A 21,502-nucleotide genomic window follows, 5' to 3' on the forward strand; every position below is an offset into this window, starting at 1 on the left:
CCGGCTATCATGCCGCACCGTGCGACTATTGAAGATCCTCTTCACGATGGTGATCGCCGTCACCGCGATCGCCGGGTGCGGGCTGTTCGAGAAGGGCGACAAGCAGGAATTCGAACGGATCCTCGACGAGTCGGCGTCGTTCAGCGTCTTCCTCGACGACGACGTGACCGAGCAGCAGAAGGCGGACGTCCGGGCCTGGCTGGAGAACGAGCCCGGCATCACCGCGATCGCCTTCGAGGACAAGGCCGCGGCGTACGAGAGGTTCAAGGAGCTCTGGGCCGACGACCCGGAGTTCGTCGATCAGCTCAACGAGGACTCCCTGCCGGAGTCGTTCCGGTTGACGACGAAGAACGCCGCCACCAGCCGCGAGATCCGCGACGGCCAGGCCGCCGACGAGTTGGAGGCGATGCCGGGCGTCCGGCAGGTCGTCTTCCCCTGCACCACCATCGAGGAGTGCCGCAAGCAGGTCGTCGAGCAGAACCAGGGCAAGCCGGCCTGATCACGCGCCGGGCAGGCGGACCGTCACCACCAGGCCGCCGGCCGGGCCGGGCGCCAGTTCGAGGGTGCCGTCGTGGGCGCGCACGATGCTGTGCACGATGGCCAGGCCGAGCCCGACGCCGGCATGTTCGTCGGTGCGGGCCCGTTCGCTGCCGCGCTGGAACGGCTCGATGAGCGTCGGCAGCAGGTCCGGCGGCAGCGGACGGCCGGTGTTCTCGACGCGCAGCAGGCCGGCCCCGGTGTGGATGGCGACCGTGCCGCCGGCCGGCAGGTTGTGCACGATGGCGTTCTGCACGAGGTTCGTCACCATTCTCGCCAGCAGCTCCGGGGAGCCACCGGCGCGGGCCGGCCCGCCGGTGACCTCCACGGTGACGCCGCGCTGTTCGGCGAGCGGCAGCAGCGTCTCGACGGCCTCCTCGGCCAGCAGCGACAGGTCGACGTCGTGACGCGTGAAGCGGTCACCGTGGCTAAGCAGCAGCAGCGCCTCGGTCAGGTCGATGGCCCGCTGGTTGACCGCGTGCAGACGCTCGATCACCTCGTCGCCGGCCCGGTCCGGATCCCGGCGCGCGACGTCCAGCAGGGTCCGCGAGACGGCAAGCGGGGTACGCAGCTCGTGTGACGCGTTCGCGGCGAATCGGCGCTGCTCGTCGACGTGCGACTCCAGCTGTTCGAGCATCGCGTCGAACGCGTCGGACAGCTCCCGGAACTCGTCCTGGCGGCCGGTCATCCGGATCCGGTGCGACAGTGATCCGGTTCCGGCGAGCCGGGCCGCGGCGGTGATCCGGTGCAGCGGCGCCAGCATCCGGCCGGCCAGGATCCAGCCGCCGGCCAGACCGAACAGCAGCAGGATCAGCATCACCGCGGCAGCCCGTGGGGCGAAGACGTGCAGCAGGTTGGACCGGACGGGGAAGACCCCGGTCTCCGGCGTCTCGGCGCTGACGATGAGCGCCCGGTCGGGGACGTAGCGCAGCAGGAACAGCCACACGGCGGCGAGCAGCATCCCGCCGGCCAGCATGAGGAAGCCGGCGTAGCTGAGGGTGAGTTTCAGCCGGGCGCTGAGTCTAGGCATCGGGGTCGATCCGGTAGCCGACGCCCGGCACGGTGGCGATGAGCCACGGTTCGCCGAGCCGTTTGCGCAGCGCCGAGACGGTGATCCGGACCGCGTTGGTGAGCGGGTTGGTGTTCTCGTCCCAGGCGCGTTCCAGCAGGTCCTCGGCGCTGACGATGCCACCCCCGGCGGCGACCAGCACCTCCAGGACGGCGAACTGCTTGCGGGTGAGCGCCACGTAGCGGCCGTCGCGGAACACCTCCCGGCGGAACGGGTCGAGCCGCAGGCCGGCGATCTGGAGCACCGGCGGCCGGGCGTGCCCGCGGCGGCGGTCCAGCGCCCGCAGCCGCAGCACCAGCTCCCGCAGATCGAACGGTTTGGTGAGGTAGTCGTCGGCGCCCAGTTCGAAGCCGGAGGCCTTGTCGTCGATGCGGTCGGCGGCGGTCAGCATGAGGATCGGCAGGCCGCTGCCGGAGGCGACGATCCGCCGCGCCACCTCGTCGCCGGACGGGCCGGGGATGTCGCGGTCGAGGACCGCCAGGTCGTACGAGTTGACGCTGAGCAACTCCAGGGCGGTGTCACCGTCCCCGGCGATGTCGGCGGCGATCGCCTCCAGCCGCAGACCGTCCCGGACGGCCTCGGCCAGGTACGGCTCGTCCTCCACGATCAAGACACGCATACGTCGACCCTAGACTCGGCGACCGCCCACCAGCGCCGGGACGCCAGTCCCGCCAGCATCGCGCCGACCGCGTTGACCAGCACGTCGTCGACGGACGACACCCGGTCCAGGGGCAGGACGTACTGCGTGATCTCGACGGCGATCGAGCAGCCGGCGCCGAGTGCCAGGATCCGCGGCACGGTCGCCACCGCCGCGAACCGCATCGGGGCGAAGAACCCCAGCGCCGCGAAGATCAGCAGGTTGCCGCCGATCCCGAGCGGTCCCATCGTGACCAGGTCCCGCAGCGGGACGAGGCTGACCCGCCCCTCGACGGTGCCGGCGCCGGCCCCGGGCATCAGGGTCAGCCACAGCATCGGCACCGTCCCGTAGACCATGCCCACCTCGGCCAGCGACCGGCGCCAGCCCCGGGAACGGGCCAGGGCCCACGCCACGGCCAGGGCCAGCGGCAGCCCCACCAGCGTCATCAGCACGACGCCGTTCTCGGTGTCGTAGCAACCGTGCCAGTGTCCGGTCAGGCAGCGCGGAGCGGACATCGACAACGGCTTGCGGATGACGTAGAGGACGCTCAGCAGTGCCGGGACGAGGAGCACGATCTTCCGGTTCATGCCGGTAATTCAAGCCGTAGCGCCGTTGCGGTGGCGTATGCGGTTTTCGATACGCCCGCGATATGCCTCAGCCGGCCTCGCGGACCTCCGACTCGTGACGCACCACGCTGCTGCGCGGGCCCTTGCGGGCGCGCGGCACACGGACCCGCGGCCGGACGTCGGGCTGCGGGAAGACGAACCGTTTGAACGCCCACAACCGGAAGCACATCGCGACCAGCGTGCCGATCACGATGCCGGAGACGAAGTCGGCGACCTCCTGGACCGGGCGGCTGACCTCCGGCACGTGCAGCATCAGCACGTACCGGGAGACGGCCAGCGGCAGCGAGTTGAGGGCGATGCCGATGGCGCTGACCGAGAAGAACAGCGCGGCCTCGTGGTGGCGTTCCCGGCCGCCCCGGGTGCGGAAGGACCATTCGCGGTTGAGCACATAGGACAGCACGGTGGCGATGATCGTGCCGACCGCCAGCGCGGTGACCGGCTTGTCGTGCAGCACGGTCAGTTTCAGCGCGTAATTGATGACGGTCGTCGTGACGAAGCAGATGCCCCCGACCAACAGGAACTTCACCGCTTCATGGTGTCTGCGCACCAGCGTGGTCAACCACATTTCGGCGACCCTAGTGCACGGGCGCCACCGGATGCAGGAGGGCCACGTCCGACTCGGTGAGACTACCGAGCGCGATCGTCCCGTCGCGTTCGGCCACCGAGGTCACGAATCCGTAGGAACCGTCGGCGATCCGCAGATCGTGCACGCGACGGCCGTCGAGGTCGAAGGCCATGACCCAGGCGATCGGCACGGCCTTGGGCCGCACCGCCTCGGGCAGGTTCCACACCAGCAGCCGCAGGATGCCCGGCAGGGGCAGCAGCCGGTCCAGCAGCGCGTTGCGGGGCGCCGCGATCCCGATCCAGAGCAGGCCGTCGCTGCCGAGGAACATGTTGTCCGGGAACCCGGCCAGATTGTCCACCAGGATCTCCGACTCCCCGGCGCGCGGCCCGGCCAGCCAGTGCCGCCGCACCCGGTAGCCGGTCGTCTCGGCGACCAGCAGATACGACTCGTCGGGCGCGAGCACCAGCCCGTTGGCGAATTTCAGCCCGCTCGCCAGGGTGGTGACGGTCCCGTCCGGGTCGCGCCGCAGCAGCCGCCCGGTGCAGGAGTGCTCGAACAGGTCACCGAGATGGTCGTCGAGGCTCCACCGGCTGGTCGACGAGGTGAGGTAGATCGTCCCGTCGGCGCTCTCCACCACGTTGCTGGCGAAGGTGAGCGGCGCACCGTCCACCGTGTCCACCAGCACCGTCACGGAACCGTCCGGTCGTACCTCCAGAAGGCCTTCGTCGTGGTCGCAGACCAGGACCGTGCCGTCGGCGCGCGCGTGCAGCCCGAGCGGCCGCCCGCCGGTGTCGGCCAGCACCGTGCTCTCCCCGGTGACCGGGTCGAGCCGCACGATCCGCCCGTCGCCGATCCCGCAGATCACCCGCCCGTCGGCGTCGAACACCACGTCCTCGGGGCCGCGCCCGCCGGTGTCCACCCGCCGGGCGACGCGCAGCTCCCCGGTGGGCCCCGGGTCGTCGAGCGCGGGCGGCGTCCAGCGGAGCGGGCTGATGTTGCGGCGAGCCATCGGGCCTCCTGATGATCAGGCCCGCATCCTCGCAGGTCCCGCCCGCACCGGCCAGCCCTTCCTGTGATCTCATCCAGCGATGACCTCCGACGCGCCCGGCTGGGACGCCATCGACGCCCGCCTCGAGACCTTCTACCCCGGCGTCGAGCCGCTCCATTTCGGCACGCTGATCAAGTTCGCGCTGGGTGGCCCGGACCCGCTCGACGGTGTCAGCTTCTACCCCCGGGAGGAGCACTGGCACCTGGTCGGCTACGGCATGAGCGACCTGTACGCCCGCGACGACGACGCCGAACCCACCGCGGAGTCGGGCTGGGGTTTCGAGTTCACCTTCCGGGTGGCCCGCGCGGCCGGCGAGACGGAGCCGCCGATGTGGGCGGCGAACCTGTTGCAGAACCTGGCCCGCTACGTGTTCTCCAGCGGCAACTGGTTCGAGCCCGGCCACCACATGAACGCCAACGGCCCACTGCGGCAGGACCACGAGACCGACCTGACGGCCCTGGCCTTCGCCGAGGACCCGGAACTGGGCGCCATCGACACCCCGCACGGCCGCCTCCAGTTCCTCCAGGTGGTCGGCCTGACCACCGACGAGTACGCCGCGGTCCTGCACTGGAACAGCCAGGGCCTGCTGGATCTGCTCCGCGACCGGTCGCCGCTGCTGGTCACCGACCTGGACCGGCCGTCGATCACCGACGACCCGCGGGCGCGAGCCGCGATCGAGGCCGGCCAGCGGCGGGACGGCTCGTCCACCAGCGTGCTGATGGTCGCCGGCTGCTCCTGGTCGGCCGAGGACGACCGGATCCGGCTGCGGTTCCAGGAGATCACCACGCCGATGCTGGCACGGGCCATCCCGTCGCGCCTGCCGCACGGCCGCCCGATGCTGCTGGAGGGCGACGACGGTCAGCGGATCCTCCTGAACCCGGCCGAGGTGTTCGCCGTCCGCCGGCCGGGCGACGGCGTCCTCGAACTGGATCTCCCGCCCGAGGCCGCCGCCGCCCTTCCGGCCGCGCTGACGCCCGGCAGCCGCCCGCTGCCCGGCGCCGACGGCGTGATCATCGAGGTCTAGGCCGACCACTCCTTGGCGAGCAGCTCGTAGGAGCGGACCCGGTCGGCGTGGTCGTGGGCGATCGTGGTGACCAGCAGCTCGTCGGCGCCGGTCACCCGCCGCAGGGTCTCCAGCCGCTCGGCGACCGTCTGCGGGGAGCCGACGAACTGGGTAGTCACCCGGTCGGCGACCAGCTCCCGGTCCCGGTCGGTCCACTCGAAGGCCTCGGCGTCCTCGATACTCGGGAACGGGACGGCGCCGAGGCCGGTACGAATGCTGCGAACCCAGAGGCCGAACGGTGTCGCCAGGTGACGGGCGGTCTCGTCGTCCTCGGCCACGAGCACGTCGGCGGAGACCATCAGGTGCGGCCGGGGCCGCGCCGCGGTCGGGACGAACGACTCCCGGTAGGCCTCGGCCGCCTCCAGGACCTTGGCCGGGGCGACGTGGTAGTTGGCGGCGAACGGCAGACCGCGCGCCCCGGCGGTGCGGGCCGACTCGCCGCCGCTGCTGCCGAGCAGCCACACCTCCAGGTCGGCGCCGGCGCCCGGGACGGCGGCCACCTCGTTGCCCTCGCCGTCGCTGACCGGCCCGGCCAGCAGCGACTCGATCTGGTCGAGGATCTCGGTGAGGCCGAGCGGTTCGGCGCCGGGCTGGTGCAGGAAGCCGCCGGCGAAGGCGGTCCGTTTCGAGGCGAAGATCGGCGCCCAGGAGAACGGTTTCGGGATGAGCAGGCCGTCGACGACGCGTTCCTCCTGCGGCTGCTCCTCGGCGCGCAGCCGCTGCGCCTCCTTCTTGGCCTGCCCGGACCGGCCCAGGCCCAGGTCGAAGCGGCCCGGGTACAGCGCGTCGAGCAGCCCGAACTGCTCCACGATGGACAACGCGGTCTGGAAACCGGTCTGCACGGCGCCGGAGCCGAGCCGGATGCGGTCGGTGACGGCGGCGATCTGGCCGAGCAGCAGCGCCGGCTGGGAACTGGCCACGCCGGGGGTGAAGTGGTGTTCGGCCACCCAGTAGCGGTGATAGCCGAACTGCTCGGCCCTTCGGGCCAGATCGAGCGTGCGGCGCAGCGCGCCGGTCACGTCACCGCCGGAGACCAGCGGCGCGAGATCGAGGATCGAGAGGGGTACGGGCATGGCTACCGCCCTTTCAGCTGGCGTAACACGGGGGCGATGTCGGAGGCGAAGAGTTCCAGGCTGGCCCGGTTCTGTTTCTCGGTGAGCCCTTCGGTGTCGGCGCTGAGGTGGGTGACCTCGTGCCCGAACCGTTCGTGGTAGCGGTGCACCTTGTCGATGAGGAGAAGAGCGGGTCGCCGTACTGTGCGGCGAGTTCCACCGAGGCCCTACTGGTGGCGCTGCCGTGCCAGACGGTGATCGGCTGCTGGAGCGGCCGCGGCCAGGTCTCGGCATCGGTGAGCGACGGACGGTACCGGCCCTCCCAGGTGACCTTCTCCTCCCGCCAGAGGCGGCGGAACAGGTCGTAGCTCTCCCGCAGCCGGTCCCACTGGTCGTCGACGGTCACGTGGAACAGCTGGGCCTGGGCGGCGCCGTTGCCCTTGCCGATGATCAGTTCGAGGCGGCCGCCGGACAGGTTGTCGAGGGTGGCGTAGTCCTCGAAGGCGCGTACCGGGTCGAGCAGGCTCAGCGTGGTGACCCCGGTCCACAGCCGGATCCGGCTGGTCCGGGCGGCGATGTGGCTCAGCACCACCGGCGGCGACGAGGACAGGAACGGCCGTTCGTAGCGCTCCCCCACCGCGAACCCGTCGAAGCCCAGTTCCTCGCCGAGGACCGCGGTGTCGACCACCTCCCGCAGCCGCTGCTCGACGGTCTTGGACCGGTCGATGTACGTGATCAGGCTGAGCAGCAGGAATCTCATGCCAGCCCCAGGTTCCCCCGCAGCGTGGTCCCGGAATACGCGGTCCGGAACACGCCCCGCTCCTGGAGCAGCGGGACCACCTGGTCCACGAAGTCGTCCAGCCCGGCCGGGGTGAGGTGCGGGACCAGGATGAAGCCGTCGCAGGCGCCGGTCTGCACATACTCGTCGAGCTGTTCGGCGACCCGCGACGCCGTGCCGATGAAGTTCTGCCGGCCGGTGACCTCGATGATCAGGTCGCGGATCGACAGGTTCTTGGCCTCGGCCCGGGCCCGCCACTCGTTCGCCGTCGCGAGCCGGTCCGGGTACATGCCGGCGCGGCCCTTGATGATCGTGTCGCTCTCGTCCAGGACCGGGTCGATCTCCGGGAGCGGGCCCTCCGGGTCGTAGCCGGACAGGTCGGTGTTCCACAGCTGCTCCAGCAGCAGGATCGCGGTCTGCGGGCTGACCTGCTGCCGCCGGATGTGGTGTGCCTTCTCCTGCGCGTCGGCGTCGCTGTCGCCGAGCACATAGGACACGCCGGGAATGATCTTCAGGCTGTCCTCGGCGCGGCCGTACCCGGCAAGGCGGTCCTTGACGTCGCGGTAGAACCGCCGGGCGTCGTCGAGTTGGTGGTGCCGGGAGAAGATCGCGTCGGCGTGCCGGGCGGCCAGTTCGCGGCCGCCGTCGGAGTCGCCGGCCTGGAGGATGACCGGGTGGCCCTGCGGGCTGCGCGGCACCCCGAACCGGCCCCGGATGTCGAACTGGCTGTTCGTGACGGCGAACTCGCCGCCGTCGGTGTCCCACAGGGTGCGGGCGGTCTCGATGAACTCGCCGGCGCGGACGTACCGGTCCGCGTGGTCGAGGAAGCCGCCGCGCCGGAAGTTCTCGCCGAAGAACGCGCCCGGCGAGGTGACCACGTTCCACGCGGCCCGGCCGCCGGAGAGGTGGTCGAGGGTGGCGAGCTGGCGGGCCAGCTCGTACGGCTCGTGGTAGGTGGCGTTGAGTGTCCCGGCCAGGCCGAGGTGGGTGGTGACGGCGGCCAGGGCGGCCAGCACCGTGATGGTGTCCGGGCGGCCGACCACGTCCAGGTCGTGGATGAGGCCGCGCTGTTCGCGCAGTCGCAGCCCCTCGGCGAGGAAGAAGAAGTCGAACTTGCCGCGTTCGGCGGTGCGGGCCAGGTATTCGAACGAGTCGAACGCGATCTGGCTGCCGGCGCGGGGGTCGCTCCAGACGGTCGTGTTGTTCACGCCCGGGAAGTGCGCGGCGAGGATGATCTGCTTAGGCACGGGCCACCTCCTGGTAACGGTTGACGGCCGGGGGCAGGCCCAGCCGCTCGCGCAGCCGCCGCCGCGGCGACGGTGTGAACAGGCCGCGCCGCCGCAGCTCCGGCACGAGCTCTCCGGTGATGGCGCGCACCCCGTGGTCCCCACCCGGGTGCAGCCGGAAGCCGGCGAGACCGGTCGCGCTCCAGGCGGCGATCAGGTCCGCCGTCTCGGCCGTCGTGCGGCCGGAGACCGCCAGGTCGGCGAAGACCTTCTTGCCGGGCAGCCGCCGCACGATCGTCGCGGCCTGGCCGGCGTCGTCCGGCGTCACGAAGTACACGTCCACGTCGAGGCGCGACCACACCCGCTCGTCGTGGGCGAGCGCCGCCACGACCGGCTGTCCCTGCGGCGGCCGCGGCACGATCGACGGCCCCTTGACCGAGAAGTGGGCCCCGGCGAAGTCGATGTAGTGCAGCTTGTCCCGGTCGATGAACCGTCCGGTGGCCACGTCCTTGATGATCGCGTCGTCCTCCCAGCTGTCCCAGAGCCGCCGCACCACCTCGATCACGTCGCCGGCCTCGGCGAACAGGTCGTCGAACTCCAGTGGCGCCCGCCGCCCGAGCAGGGCCGCCTCGGCCGGGTCGGCGGACACCCGCACCTGCCATCCGGCGCGGCCCCGGCTGACGTGGTCGAGGGTGGCCAGGGCGGTGGACAGGTGGAACGGTTCGGTGTGGGTGGTGGTGGCCACCGGAACCAGGCCGACGTGCCGGGTCAGTGGGGCGACCCGGGCGGCGACCTGGACGGCGTCGGGCCGCCGGCCGCCGAAGCTGTCCTGGAAGGTGACGAAGTCCAGGCGGGCCTCGTCCGCCTGCCGGACGGGGGTCGTCCAGTCGGCGGCGGCGAACGAGTCCCCGTCCAGCGCGATCGCCAGATGTAGGGTCATGCGGCTCCCTCCAAGGTGGGCACGGCGCTGAGCAGCGCCCGGGTGTACTCGTGGCCGGCGTGTTCGAAGACCGCCCGGACCGGTCCCTGCTCGACGACCCGGCCGTCGTGCATGACCAGGACCCGGTCGGCCAGGTCGCGGATCACGCCGAGGTCGTGGGAGATGAACAGCAGTGCGGTCCCGTCGTCCGCGCGGATCTGCGCGAGCAGGTCGAGGACCTGCGCCTGCACCGACACGTCGAGTGCGGAGACCGGCTCGTCGCAGATGATCAGACTCGGTCGTGGGGCGATGGCGCGGGCCACGGCGACCCGCTGTCGTTGCCCGCCGGACAGCTGGCGCGGGTAGCGGTCCAGGACGTCGGCGCCGAGCCCGACGCGTTCCAGGATCGGCTGCGGGTCCGCGCCGCGCGGCAGGGCCTCGCCGACGATGCGGCGCACCGTCCACCGCGGATCGAAGGCGGACAGCGGGTCCTGGGCGATCAGCTGGAGGCGGCGGCGGATCGGGCGGCGGGCCCGTTCCGGCACGCCGCTGAAGTCGCGGCCCTCGAAACGCACCCGCCCGGAGGTCGGCTCGGTCAGCCCGAACAGCAGCTGCGCCACGGTGGTCTTGCCGGAGCCGGACTCGCCGACCAGGCCGACGATCTCACCGGCCCGGATGGTGAGGCCGACGTCGCGGACCACGGTGCGGTCGCCGTACACCTTGCGCAGCGCGGTCGCCTCGGCGACCACCTCGCCGGGCGCCGTCGTGGTCACCCTGCGGCGTCCGCCGGCGGCCGAGATCAATTCTCTGGTGTACGCGTGCCCGGCGCCGCCCAGCAGGGTGCGGGTGGGTCCCGACTCGACGATCCGGCCGTCCTTCATGACCAGCACCCGGTCGGCGAGCCGGGACACCACCGCCAGGTCGTGGCTGATCAGCAGCAGGGTCTCCCCCGACGCGCGCCGTTCGGCCAGCAGTTTCAGGATCTGCGCCTGCACGGTCGCGTCCAGGGCGGTGGTGGGCTCGTCGGCGATCAGCAGTCTCGGGCCGCCGGCGATGGCGGAGGCGATCAGGGCCCGCTGCCGCAGCCCGCCGGAGAGCTGGTGCGGGTACTGCCGGGCCCGCCGGCCGGGTTCCGGCACGTGCACGTCGGTGAGCAGCTGCCGGACCCGGTCCGGCCGGTCCCCGCGGTCGCCGATGCCGTGGGTGCGCAGCACCTCGGTGATCTCGGCGCCGACGGTGCGCAGCGGGTCCAGGGAGACCAGGGCGTCCTGGAGGATCAGCCCGGCGAACCGGCCGCGCAGCCGCCGCCAGTCGCGGGCCGCGAACCCGCGGACGTCGCGCCCGTCGACGGTGAACGTGCCGGCCTCGACCCGGGCCGCCGGACCGGCCAGTCCGACCAGGCTGCGGGCGGTGACGCTCTTACCGGACCCGCTCTCCCCGACCAGCGCCAGACACTCACCCTCCTCGATGTCGAAGCTGACCCCGCGGACCGCCTCCACCTGCCGTTTCCCCAGGCGGAAAGTCACCCGCAGGTTCTCGACCTCGATCACTGTGTTGCCTCCCAGTGCTCTCGCGGCCCTTGCTTCGCTGCGGTGCACTCGATCACTGGTGCCGCCCTTCGAACCGGTTCTGCAGGTGCCGACCGATCACGGTGAGAGAGATGACGGTGGCGGTGACGGCGCAGCCCGGAAGCACCGACGCCCACCAGGCGATGTGCAGGTAGCCGCGGCCCTCGGAGAGCATCGCGCCCCACTCCGGCGACGGCGGCTGCGGTCCGAGGCCGAGAAAGCTGAGGCCGGCCGCGATGAGGACCGCCTCGCCGAGCCCGATCATCGCCAGGACCGGGATCGGGCCGAGGACGTTCGGCAGGACGTGCCGCAGCACCAGGCGGGTGCGCGACGCTCCGAACGCGACGGCGTGGGTGACGTACGGCGCCTGCCGCACCACCAGCGTCTGGGCCCGCACCACCCGGGCGTGGTGCGGGAGGGTGGCGATGCCGATCGCCACGATGAGGCTGACGGTGCCGGTCCCGGCGATGGCGATGAACAGCAGCGCGAGCAGGACCAGCGGGAACGCGGCGAGGGCGTCGAAGCCGCGGCTGAGGACCTCGTCGGCGGCCCGGTGGGTGAGCCCGGCGAGCAGGCCGAGCAGGATGCCGGCGCCGACCGCGATGACGGTGGCGGCCACGCCGATGCTCAAGCTGTGCCGGGCGCCGTGCACGACCCGGTCGAAGACGTCGCGGCCCAGCTGATCGGTGCCGAACCAGTGGGCGGCCGACGGCGCTTCCAGCACGTGCAGCGGGTCGGCGGCGAGCGGGTCGGCGGCGAACAGCGACGGCCAGGCCACCGCGGTCAGGGCCAGGCCCAGCACGACGGTGGCGGCGGCGATCGGAGGGCGGGGTGGGCGCAGGGCGAACCGGCGCGCGGTGAGCCGGGGCATGGCGACGGTCATCGGTCAGCTCCTTCGCAACCGTGGATCGATGATCAGGTACGCGAGGTCGGCGGCCGTGTTGACGACGACGAAGGCGGCCGCCGCGAGAACGACGACGGCCAGCACCACGGGCATGTCGCTGCCGCTGACCGCCTGGAGGGTGACCTGGCCGAGCCCGGGACGGCCGAACACCTGCTCGATGATCACCGACCCGCCGATCAGCGCCCCGAAGAGCCAGCCGAGCAGGCTGACCGCGGGCAGCAGCGAATGCCGCAGCCCGTGCCGGACCAGGACCGACCGTTCGGTCAGGCCGCGGGCCCGGGCGGTGACCGCGAACGGCTCGTCCAGGGCCCGGTCCAGGCCGTCGCGCAGCACCTGGGTGAGGACCCCGGCGATCGGCAGGCCCAGCGTGACGGCGGGCAGCACCAGCGCCGCCCAGCCGCGGTCACCGGAGACCGGGAACATCCCGAACCGGAACGAGAAGACGCTGAGCAGCACGATCCCGATCAGGAACGGCGGGGTGGAGACGAGCACCAGCTCGGCGGTGGAGCTGACCCGGCGGGCCCACCGGCCCCGGGTGACGACCGCCAGGATCAGAGCCAGCACCACCCCGAAGACGGCCGCGGCGACGGCCAGCCGCACGGTGGGCGCCAGCTGGTCGCCGATGACGTCACGGACCGGGCGCTGGAGCAGGTAGGAGCGGCCCAGGTCGCCCTGCGCGGCCCGCCACAGATAGTCCAGGTACTGCACGACCGCGGGCCGGTCCAGGTGCCATTCGGCGATGATCTGGGCCCGGATCTGCGGGCTGTCGGCGCCGTCGCCGATGATGCTGTCGACGACGTCGCCGGGGGCGGCCAGCAGCGCGAGGTAGGCCGCCGTGGCCGCCGCCCAGAGCACGACCAGGCCGCTGCCGGCCCGCCGCGCGACCGCCCCGATCACTTGCCGAGCCAGAGGTGGTAGGCGCTGCCCGGCACCCCGGCGGTCGGTTCGAAGCCCAGCCCGCCGACGGTGGCCGCGGCGGCGACCTGGTCGGCGGGGGCGTAGAGCGGCAGGATCAGCGCCTGGTCGGTGACGGTCAGCCGCTGGACCCGCTGGTAGGTGCCGTTGCGTGCGGCCTGGTCGGTGCTGGCCTGCCCCTCTTCGAGCAGCCTGTCGAGTTCCGGGTCCTTCACCCCGGTCCGGTTGATCGCGCCGGCCGAGTGCAGCAGCAGGTTGAGGGCCGCCCCGGCGTCGGTGTCGGCGCGGGAGTTGTCGAACACCTCGTACGCGCCGTCGGCCAGCGCCTGGGTGGCGGCGCCCTGGTCGACCAGCGCCACGTTCAGGTCGATGCCGGCGCTCTGCTTGACGGCGGCCTGGACGGCCTGGGCCAGCACGTCGCGGCGGTCGCGGACGAACGGCGCGGACTGCACCAGGCGTACGGTCAGGCGCTTGCCGTCCTTGGTGCGGAACCCGTCGGCGTCGCGGGTGGTCCAGCCGGCCTCGTCGAGCAGCCGGTTGGCCTCGGCCGCGTCCCCGCCGTAGGTCTTCTCCAGGCTCTTGTCGTAGAACGGGCTGGTCGGCCCGATCACGCTCCAGGCCCGGGTGGCGCTGCCCCGGTAGACGCCCTGGAGCACCGCGTCGACGTCGACCGCCTCGCGGAACGCCCGCCGCACCCGGATGTCGTCGAACGGCGCGTGCGCGGTGTTGAAGTAGTACGAGTACGCCGACCCGGAGTTGAGCCCACGGGCGAAGGTGAGCCGGTCGTTGCCGGTGATCAGCGCCTCGTCGGTGGCCGGCACCCCCTCGATGACCTGCACCTGCCCGGAGGTCAGCGCACCGACGCGCACCGACGGCTCCTTCAGGAACCGGTAGGTGATCTCGTCGAGGTAGGCCGGTCCGGTGTGCCCGGCGTTGGCCGGGGCCCACTGATAGGCCGGGTTCCTGGTGAAGTGCACCTCCTGCCCGGCGGTGTACCGGTCCAGGACGAACGGTCCGGTCCCGGCCAGTTCCGGTCCGCCGGCCTTCAGGTTCTTCGCCTCCTTCAGGGACTTCGGCGACACCTGGGCGCCCTGCGGCGAGGAGAGGAAGTCGAGGAGCAGCACGTCCGGCCGCTCGAGGTGGAAGGCGACGGTCGCCGGATCGATCACCTCGACGCGGTCCAGGTTGCGCAGTTGCACGGCGGCGACCGTGGGGTTGTAGCCCTCGACCGCGAACTGGTCGACGTTGGCCTTGACCGCCGCGGCGTCGAACCTGGTGCCGTCGGTGAAGCTCACGTCCGTACGCAGCTTGAAGGTGTAGGTCCGGCCGTCCGGTGACGTCTCGTAACCGGTGGCCAGCCAGGGCAGATGGCCGCCCTTGTCGTCGTGGGTGAGCAGCGCCTCGAACGTGTTCCAGACCAGCAGGCGGGCCTTGGCCTGGGCGTACTGGTGGGGGTTGAAGGTGATCGGCTCGGTCTCGACGGCCCAGGTCAGCGAGCCGCCGCTGACCGGCTGCCCGGCGCCGGACGCCGCGGGCTCCCCGGGCGAGCAGGCGGCGGTGAGGGCGAGAACGACGGCGGCGAGAGCGGCGGCGGAACGGGTGCGGCGCATGGGCGGATCCTCCTCTCTACATTTCCTATAGTCTCTATAGGAGATTGGCAAGAGGAGGCGACCGACTTCTTGGTCACCCGGCTGAACCATCCCGGCCCACGATGCGTTCACCATGTCGTGCAGCCGACAGACCTCGCCGATCCGCCCACGCCCGAAGAACCCCAGGTGGAGACCGAACCGGACACGACCGAGCCGGAAGCCGAGGAGCCCACCCCCAAGGAGCCGGGCCGGGTACGACGGCTCCTGAACACACCGTGGGCATCACGATCACTGACCGTCGTGGCCTGCATCACCGTCTTCGTGGCGCTGCTCTACCCCAACATCCTGCGCCGGATCAGCGTCGGCAGCTTCGCCCGCATCCCCATCGAGGCCGCGTTCATCATCCTGCTGCTGGTCGTGCTCCCCCGCCGGCCGCGCATCACGGTCGCCTCCATCCTCGGCGTCCTGCTCGGCTGGCTGGTCGTCGAGAAGAGCCTCGACATGGGCTTCTTCCGCACCCTGGCCCGGCCCTTCGACCCGGTGCTCGACTGGTCGCTGTTCGGCGACGCCTACAACTTCGTCAACGAGACGTACGGCGGCCTCGCCGCCTGGGCCGCCATCATCGCCGCGATCCTGCTCGGCCTCTCCGCCCCGGCCTTCGTCACCTGGGCCATGCTGCGCGTCTCCGCGTTCCTCGCCCGGCACCGCCGCCGCTCGGCACTGACCGCCACCGGCATCGCCGCCGCCTGGATGCTCACCTTCGCCCTCGGCGTCCAGCTCACCGCCGAGGTCCCGCTCGCCGCCCGCACCTCCGCCACCTACGCCTGGGACCGGATCTGGCAGGCCCGCGAAGGCATGCGGAACGAGGCCGAGTTCGCCGCCGAGGTCGACAACGACCCCTACCGCGACGTCCCCGCCGACCAGCTGCTCACCGGCCTGCGCGGCAAGGACTTCGTGCTCACCTTCATCGAGAGCTACGGCCGCAACGCCGTCGAGGCGCCCGAGTTCGCCGAGAGCACCGGCGCCGTCCTCACCGACGGCGACACCAAGCTCAAAGCCGCCGGATTCGCCGCCCGCAGCGGCTGGCTCACCTCACCCACCTTCGGCGGCAGCAGCTGGCTGGCCCACTCCACCCTGCTGAGCGGACTCTGGATCAACAACCAGTCCCGCTACCGCAACCTCAACGCCAGCCAGCGGCTCACCCTCACCAAGGCCTTCAAGACGGCCAACTGGGACACCGTGGCGATGATGCCCGGCAACAGCCGGCCCTGGCCGGAGAGCGCCTTCTACGGCTACAACCGGGTCTGGGACTCCCGCAACCTCGGCTACCGGGGCCCCAAGTTCGGCTGGGCCAGCATGCCCGACCAGTACACCCTCACCCGCTTCAACCAGCTCGAATACCAGAAGCCGGGCCGGCAGCCGATGATGGTCGAGATGCCGCTGCTGTCCACGCACACCCCGTGGGCCCCGATCCCCAGCTCGATCCCGTGGGAACAGGTCGGCGACGGCTCCGTCTACACCGCCCAGGCGGCCGCCGCCGCCAGCAAGGCCGACATCTGGTCCAGCAGCAGGAAGGTCCGCAAGGAGTACGGCAAGTCGGTCGTCTACACCCTGAGCACCCTGATCGACTGGATCCAGCGCTACGGCGACGACAACCTGGTCCTCGTCTTCGTCGGCGACCACCAGCCGTCCAGCGTCGTCTCCGGCGAGAACGCCAGCCACGACGTGCCGATCACCATCGTAGCCAAGGACCCGGCCGTCCTCGACAAGATCGACTCGTGGGGCTGGACCGAAAGCCTCAAACCCGCCAGCACCGCCCCCGTCTGGCGGATGAGCGACTTCCGCGACAAGTTCCTCACCGCCTACGGCCCCGACGGCGCCCACTAGAAACGTGGTGTGCGGCGCCGGTCCCGGTCACTCCAGGCGCCGCACACCACCTAGCCGGACACGCGGGGCGACCGCAGCACCGGCCGCAACGACTCCAGCACGTCCGGGTTCTCGATCGTCGCCGGCACCGGCTCCTCCCGGCCGTCCGCGATCCCCCGCATCGTGCCGCGCAGGATCTTCCCCGACCGGGTCTTCGGCAACGCCGCCACCACGTCGATCCGGCGCAGCGCCGCCACCGCCCCGATCCGGTCCCGCACCAGCCCCACCAGCTCCGCCTCCAGGGCCGCCGGATCCGGCGCCACCCCGCTGCGCAGCACCACGAACCCGCGCGGCACCTGCCCCTTCAGCAGGTCGCCCACACCGATCACGGCGCATTCGGCGACCGCCGGATGGGTGGCCAGCACCTCCTCCATGGCCCCGGTCGACAGCCGGTGACCGGCCACATTGATCACGTCATCGGTACGGCCCAGCACGTACAGATAGCCGTCGTCGTCGAACCGCCCGCCGTCCCCGGTCAGATAGTTGCCCTGGAACGCCGACAGATACGACCGCACATAGCGTTCGTCGTCACCCCACAGCGTCGGCAGGCAGCCCGGCGGCAGCGGCAGCCCGACGACGATCGCCCCCTCGGCGCCCGGCGGCACATCGGTCCCGTCCGGGCCGACGACCCGCACCCGGTAGCCGGGCATCGGCACCGACGGCGAACCCGGCCGGGTCGGCAGATCCTCCAGACCGCGCGGGCTCGCCGCGATCGGCCAGCCGGTCTCGGTCTGCCACCAGTTGTCGACGACCGGGATGCCGAGCAGGTCACCGGCCCACTCGTAGGTCCGCGTGTCGAGCCGCTCCCCGGCCAGGAACAGCGACCGCAGGCTGCTCACGTCACGCCCGGCCAGGAGTTTGCCGTCCGGGTCCTCCTTGCGCACGGCCCGGATCGCGGTCGGCGCCGTGAACATGGCCGAAATCCGGTGCTGCTCCACCACCCGCCAGAACGCGCCCGCGTCCGGGGTGCCGACCGGCTTGCCCTCGTACAGGATCGTGGTCGCCCCGGTCAGCAGCGGCCCGTACACGATGTACGAGTGCCCGACCACCCACCCCACGTCGGACGCCGCCCAGAAGACCTCGCCCGGGCGTACCCCGAAGATCTTCTCCATCGACCACCGCAACGCGACCGCGTGGCCGCCGTTGTCCCGGACCACGCCCTTGGGCCGCCCGGTCGTGCCGGAGGTGTAGAGGATGTAGAGCGGATCGGTGGCGGCGACCGGCACACAGTCCGCCGGTTCCGCGCCGGCGATCGCGTCCGCCCAGCTCAGATCCCGGCCCGGGAGCAGGTCGCAGGGCGCCTGTGGCCGTTGCAGGATGACGCAGTGTGACGGGACGTGGGCGGCCTCGGCCAGCGCCGCCGACAGCATCGGCTGGTAGGGCACCACCCGCCCGCCCTCGATCCCGCACGAGCTGGCCACGATGACCCGCGGCCGGGCGTCGTCGATGCGGGCGGTCAGCTCGCGGGCGCCGAACCCGCCGAAGACGACCGAGTGGACCGCCCCGAGCCGGGCGCAGGCGAGCATCGCGACGACCGCCTCCGGCACCATCGCCATGTAGACGACCACCCGGTCACCGCGTTCCACACCGAGCCGGCGCAGCGCCCCCGCGAAGGTTGCCACCTCGTCGCGCAGCTCCCGGTACGTGTACCCGCGCACCACCGAGGTCACCGGGCTGTCGTGGATGAGCGCCATCTGGTCGCCCCGGCCACTGTGGACGTGCCGGTCGAGGGCGTTGTGGCAGGTGTTGAGCGAGGCGCCGGGGAACCACCGGAAGATCGGCGCCTCGGAGTCGTCGAGGATCCGGTCCGGCGGCTCGTGCCAGTCGATGAGGTCGGCCGCGTCCCGCCAGAAGCCGGCCGGGTCACTGATGCTGCGCTCGTACGCCTCCAGGTATGCGCCCATCCCCCGACGCTGCGCCGTGGATCACACCTTGTCCAGAATCCTAGGAGGCTAGTGCACAGGGAAGACCCGCTCCACCAGGGCGATCAGCGACGTGGCGAGGAGGGCGTGCACCTGCTGGCGGGTCAGCACGCCCCGTTGCAGCCACTCCTGGGCGGTCCAGATCGCCAGGCCGACGTAGGAGCGGCACATCGCGCGCAGCACCGGTGACGGGTCGTCGCCCATCCCGACCGCACGCAGCACCCCGGCCGCGGCGACGTCGACCGCCTCGGCGATCACCTGGTTCACCTCGGCGTCACCGGCCATCCCGCCGGCACCGGTGGCGGCCAGCCAGGAGGTGCTGTGCCGGGAGACCACGTCGAGGAAGTACCCGACGATGGAATCCACCCGTTCCGGCAGGTCACCGTCGGGCAGCTGCTCCAGGGCCACCTCGGGCACGGTCAGCATGACCCGCACCACCGCGAGGTAGAGGTCCTTCTTCGTACCGAAATAGTGATTGACCAGGCCGCGCGCGACTCCGGCGTCGCGCGCCACATCCGTGGTCGACACCTCGGCGTAGGGCCGCGACCCGAAGTGCCGGATCGCCACCGACAGGATCTGCTCGCGCCGGGCGTCGGGCTCGAGCCGGCGCCGGCGCATCGACTCGACGCGCACCACGGGCCCGACCTTACGGCACGTCGATCCATCGATCGTCTCGCCAGATGGATGGTGGCAATTCGCCTCCATCTTATTGACACTTCGCCAATAGTGCTCGATGGTAGGTCGATGCCGACGCCTGGACTGGACGGTTATGTCGAACCGTGGCGCAAGCCGGAACACGACGATCTGGCCGAGCTCGCCCGCACCTTCTTCACCAAGGAGGTGGTGCCGCACGCCGCGCGGCTGGAGCAGCAGGGCCATCCCGACCGCGAGCACTACCGGCGGGCCGGCGAGCTCGGCCTGCTCGGCCTCTCCGTCCCGGAGGAGTACGGCGGCGGGGGCGGCGACTTCACCCACGAGGCGGTGCTGCTGCACGAACAGACGCTGGCTGGCGAGGGCAGTCTCGGCATCGCGGTGCACAGCGGGATCGTCACCGGTTACCTCGTCGAGTACGGCACCGAGGAGCAGAAGCGGCGCTGGCTGCCCGGTCTGGTCAGCGGCGAGCTGGTCGGCGCCATCGGGATGACCGAGCCGGACGGCGGCTCCGACCTCCAGGCGATCCGCACGAGGGCGGTCCGCGACGGCGACGACTACGTGGTGAACGGCTCGAAGACGTTCATCACCAACGGGATCCTCGCGGACCTGCTGATCCTGGCCGTCAAGACCAACACCTCGGCCCGCGCGCACGGCATGTCGCTGCTGGTCTGCGAGCTCACCGGCGACCCGGCGGGCTTCCGCCGGGGCCGCCGGATCGAGAAGATCGGCCTGCACTCCAACGACACCGCGGAGCTGTTCTTCGACGACTTCCGGGTCCCGGCCGCCAACCTGCTCGGCGCCGAGGGCGCCGGCTTCATCCAGATGATGCAGCAGCTGCCGCAGGAGCGGCTGGTCATCGGGGTGGGCGCGGTCGCCGCCATGCAGCGGGCCGTCGAGATGGCGACCGGGTACGCCAAGGAGCGCACCGCCTTCGGCAAACCGCTGACCGGCCACCAGAACACCCGGATGGTGCTGGCCGACGTGGCCACCCGGACCCGGGTGTCCCGGATCTTCCTGGACGACTGCATCCAGCGGCACGCCCGTGGTGAGCTGGACGTGGCTGGAGCCGCCATGGCCAAGCTCTACCTCACCGAGGGCCAGTGCGAGGTGGTCGACCGCTGTCTGCAGATCTTCGGCGGCTACGGCTACACCACCGAGTACCCGATCTCGAAGATGTACGCCGACGCCCGGGTCCAGAAGATCTACGGCGGCACGAACGAGATCATGAAGGAGCTGATCTCCCGTGTCCTCTAGGGGCCCGCTGGACGGCATCCGGGTCGTGGAACTGGCCGGTCTCGCGCCGGCCCCGTTCGGCTGCATGATCCTCGCCGACCTGGGCGCCGACGTGGTGCTCGTCGACCGCCCCGGCGGCACCGGACCGATCGGCCCGATGCAGCGCGGCCGCCGCCAGGTCACCCTGGATCTCAAGTCCCGGACCGGCACAGCGGAGCTGCTCGGCCTGATCGAGCACGCCGACGTGCTGGTCGAGGGCTACCGGCCGGGCGTGGCGGAGCGGCTCGGTTTCGGCCCGGAGGAGTGCGAGCGGATCAACCCACGGCTGATCTACGCGCGGATGACCGGGTGGGGCCAGGACGGGCCGCTCGCGAAGGCCGCCGGGCACGACATCGACTACATCGCGATCTCCGGGGCCCTGGAGCCGCTGGGCCGCCCCGGCGAGCGCCCGCACGCGCCGGTCAACCTGCTCGGCGACTTCGCGGGCGGCGGCATGCTGCTGGCCGTCGGCATCCTGGCGGCGCTGGTCGAGCGCGGCGTCTCCGGCCGCGGCCAGGTGGTGGACGCCGCGATGGTGGACGGCTCGTCGCTGCTGATGACCTTCCTGCACGGCTTCCTGGCCGAGGGCCGGTGGCCGGGCGGCCGCGGGCAGAACCTGCTCGACGGCGGCGCCCCGTTCTACGACACCTACCGGGCCTCCGACGGCGGCTACCTGGCCGTCGGCTCCCTCGAACCGCAGTTCTACGCGGCGCTGCTCACCGGCCTCGGCCTCGACGACGACCCGGACCTGCCCGGCCAGTTCGACGTCCGGGCCTGGCCGGAGCTGCGCCGCCGGTTCACCGAGCGGTTCGCGCAGCGCACCCGCGACGAGTGGGCGTCGATCTTCGAGGGCCTGGACGCGTGCGTGAGCCCGGTCCTGTCGCTCACCGAGGCGCCGGAGCATCCGCACAACCGGGCCCGGAACGCGTTCGTCGAGGTCGCCGGGGTGGTCCAGCCCGCGCCGGCGCCGCGCCTGAGCCGCACGCCGGCGCCCACTCCGGAGGCCGTCAAACCCGCGACGGTCACCGAGATCCTGTCCGGTTGGGCTCAGATCAAAACCGTTTGATGGTACGGGTCGGAAAAGTCCCGCCGGTGCGGCGCACGCTCGCGTCGTGGTCAGTCCTGTGCCGCGCCCGCCGGGCTTAGATCGGTGGGCGCGGTGTGGGCCCGGGGGGGGGGGGGGGGGGGGGGGGGGGGGGCCCCGCGCCCCCCCCCCCCCCCCCGGGGGGCGG

Annotated in this window: 20 protein-coding genes; 5 read left to right on the plus strand and 15 right to left on the minus strand. The window is 71.8% G+C overall.

The annotated features are described in order from the left end of the window. Nucleotides 1-19: 19 nt before the first annotated feature. Nucleotides 20-499, plus strand: coding sequence for a permease-like cell division protein FtsX (locus tag J5X75_RS40435; RefSeq protein ID WP_208473020.1), 480 nt, complete (start codon nt 20-22; stop codon nt 497-499). Here the strand turns inward: J5X75_RS40435 and J5X75_RS40440 are convergent, their stop codons facing one another. The 5 genes from J5X75_RS40440 to J5X75_RS40460 all read right to left on the minus strand — a co-directional run bounded on the left by J5X75_RS40440 (nt 500) and on the right by J5X75_RS40460 (nt 4,443). Beyond that, nucleotides 500-1,567: a sensor histidine kinase gene (locus tag J5X75_RS40440; protein WP_208473021.1), complete on the minus strand. Its 1,068-nt coding sequence runs from the start codon at nt 1,565-1,567 to the stop codon at nt 500-502. Continuing rightward, nucleotides 1,560-2,225, minus strand: a complete 666-nt coding sequence (locus tag J5X75_RS40445) for a response regulator transcription factor (protein ID WP_208473022.1) — start codon at nt 2,223-2,225, stop codon at nt 1,560-1,562. Before J5X75_RS40445 ends, J5X75_RS40440 begins: the two co-directional genes overlap by 8 nt. Beyond that, nucleotides 2,213-2,830 carry a VanZ family protein gene (locus tag J5X75_RS40450; RefSeq protein WP_208473023.1) on the minus strand — a complete coding sequence of 206 codons (618 nt, stop codon included), beginning with the start codon at nt 2,828-2,830 and terminating at the stop codon, nt 2,213-2,215. Before J5X75_RS40450 ends, J5X75_RS40445 begins: the two co-directional genes overlap by 13 nt. Before the next feature lie 67 nt (nt 2,831-2,897). Beyond that, nucleotides 2,898-3,395, minus strand: a complete 498-nt coding sequence (locus J5X75_RS40455; protein WP_307798590.1) for a GtrA family protein — start codon at nt 3,393-3,395, stop codon at nt 2,898-2,900. A 49-nt stretch (nt 3,396-3,444) separates the two neighbouring features. After that, complete coding sequence (locus J5X75_RS40460) at nt 3,445-4,443, minus strand: SMP-30/gluconolactonase/LRE family protein (protein ID WP_208473025.1); 999 nt, start codon at nt 4,441-4,443, stop codon at nt 3,445-3,447. Between the two features lie 79 nt (nt 4,444-4,522). Here J5X75_RS40460 and J5X75_RS40465 point away from each other — a divergent pair, with 79 nt between their 5' ends. Continuing rightward, entirely contained in the window at nt 4,523-5,506 is a 984-nt protein-coding gene (locus J5X75_RS40465) for a suppressor of fused domain protein (RefSeq protein ID WP_208473026.1), read from the plus strand. On the opposite strand, the gene J5X75_RS40470 is transcribed toward J5X75_RS40465, so the two are convergent. The 8 genes from J5X75_RS40470 to J5X75_RS40505 are packed head-to-tail and all read right to left on the minus strand — an operon-like array spanning nt 5,503 to nt 14,517. Next, nucleotides 5,503-6,618, minus strand: coding sequence for an LLM class flavin-dependent oxidoreductase (locus J5X75_RS40470; RefSeq protein ID WP_208473027.1), 1,116 nt, complete (start codon nt 6,616-6,618; stop codon nt 5,503-5,505). The genes J5X75_RS40465 and J5X75_RS40470 overlap by 4 nt on opposite strands. A 13-nt stretch (nt 6,619-6,631) precedes the next feature. After that, entirely contained in the window at nt 6,632-7,357 is a 726-nt protein-coding gene (locus tag J5X75_RS40475; protein WP_238490842.1) for an LLM class flavin-dependent oxidoreductase, read from the minus strand. Beyond that, nucleotides 7,354-8,622 (minus strand): LLM class flavin-dependent oxidoreductase, encoded by a 1,269-nt coding sequence (locus J5X75_RS40480; RefSeq protein ID WP_208473028.1) that lies wholly within the window; start codon nt 8,620-8,622, stop codon nt 7,354-7,356. Before J5X75_RS40480 ends, J5X75_RS40475 begins: the two co-directional genes overlap by 4 nt. Then, the gene (locus tag J5X75_RS40485; RefSeq protein WP_208473029.1) at nt 8,615-9,541 is read right to left on the minus strand and encodes an LLM class flavin-dependent oxidoreductase; all 927 of its coding nucleotides are present in this window, start codon (nt 9,539-9,541) and stop codon (nt 8,615-8,617) included. Before J5X75_RS40485 ends, J5X75_RS40480 begins: the two co-directional genes overlap by 8 nt. Continuing rightward, entirely contained in the window at nt 9,538-11,070 is a 1,533-nt protein-coding gene (nikE, locus tag J5X75_RS40490) for a nickel ABC transporter ATP-binding protein NikE (RefSeq protein ID WP_208473030.1), read from the minus strand. The genes J5X75_RS40485 and nikE overlap by 4 nt, the downstream gene beginning before the upstream one ends. 52 nt (nt 11,071-11,122) lie before the next feature. Then, nucleotides 11,123-11,971: an ABC transporter permease gene (locus J5X75_RS40495; RefSeq protein ID WP_208473031.1), complete on the minus strand. Its 849-nt coding sequence runs from the start codon at nt 11,969-11,971 to the stop codon at nt 11,123-11,125. 3 nt (nt 11,972-11,974) lie between these two features. Continuing rightward, the gene (locus tag J5X75_RS40500; RefSeq protein WP_208473032.1) at nt 11,975-12,889 is read right to left on the minus strand and encodes an ABC transporter permease; all 915 of its coding nucleotides are present in this window, start codon (nt 12,887-12,889) and stop codon (nt 11,975-11,977) included. Further along, nucleotides 12,886-14,517 carry an ABC transporter substrate-binding protein gene (locus J5X75_RS40505; protein WP_208473033.1) on the minus strand — a complete coding sequence of 544 codons (1,632 nt, stop codon included), beginning with the start codon at nt 14,515-14,517 and terminating at the stop codon, nt 12,886-12,888. The genes J5X75_RS40500 and J5X75_RS40505 overlap by 4 nt, the downstream gene beginning before the upstream one ends. A 165-nt stretch (nt 14,518-14,682) precedes the next feature. Here J5X75_RS40505 and J5X75_RS40510 point away from each other — a divergent pair, with 165 nt between their 5' ends. After that, entirely contained in the window at nt 14,683-16,383 is a 1,701-nt protein-coding gene (locus J5X75_RS40510; RefSeq protein WP_307798592.1) for a sulfatase-like hydrolase/transferase, read from the plus strand. 50 nt (nt 16,384-16,433) lie between these two features. Here the strand turns inward: J5X75_RS40510 and J5X75_RS40515 are convergent, their stop codons facing one another. Together J5X75_RS40515 and J5X75_RS40520 are read right to left on the minus strand one after the other, a co-directional pair. Then, complete coding sequence (locus J5X75_RS40515; RefSeq protein WP_208473034.1) at nt 16,434-18,326, minus strand: AMP-binding protein; 1,893 nt, start codon at nt 18,324-18,326, stop codon at nt 16,434-16,436. A 48-nt stretch (nt 18,327-18,374) separates the two neighbouring features. After that, nucleotides 18,375-18,980, minus strand: coding sequence for a TetR/AcrR family transcriptional regulator (locus J5X75_RS40520; RefSeq protein ID WP_307798593.1), 606 nt, complete (start codon nt 18,978-18,980; stop codon nt 18,375-18,377). A gap of 108 nt (nt 18,981-19,088) precedes the next feature. Here J5X75_RS40520 and J5X75_RS40525 point away from each other — a divergent pair, with 108 nt between their 5' ends. Together J5X75_RS40525 and J5X75_RS40530 are read left to right on the plus strand one after the other, a co-directional pair. Continuing rightward, the gene (locus tag J5X75_RS40525) at nt 19,089-20,252 is read left to right on the plus strand and encodes an acyl-CoA dehydrogenase family protein (protein WP_208473035.1); all 1,164 of its coding nucleotides are present in this window, start codon (nt 19,089-19,091) and stop codon (nt 20,250-20,252) included. Beyond that, nucleotides 20,242-21,336, plus strand: coding sequence for a CaiB/BaiF CoA transferase family protein (locus tag J5X75_RS40530; protein WP_208473036.1), 1,095 nt, complete (start codon nt 20,242-20,244; stop codon nt 21,334-21,336). Before J5X75_RS40525 ends, J5X75_RS40530 begins: the two co-directional genes overlap by 11 nt. The last annotated feature ends 166 nt before the right edge of the window (nt 21,337-21,502 follow it).

It is taken from the genome of Actinoplanes flavus (assembly GCF_017592555.1).
GTDB lineage: Bacteria > Actinomycetota > Actinomycetes > Mycobacteriales > Micromonosporaceae > Actinoplanes > Actinoplanes flavus.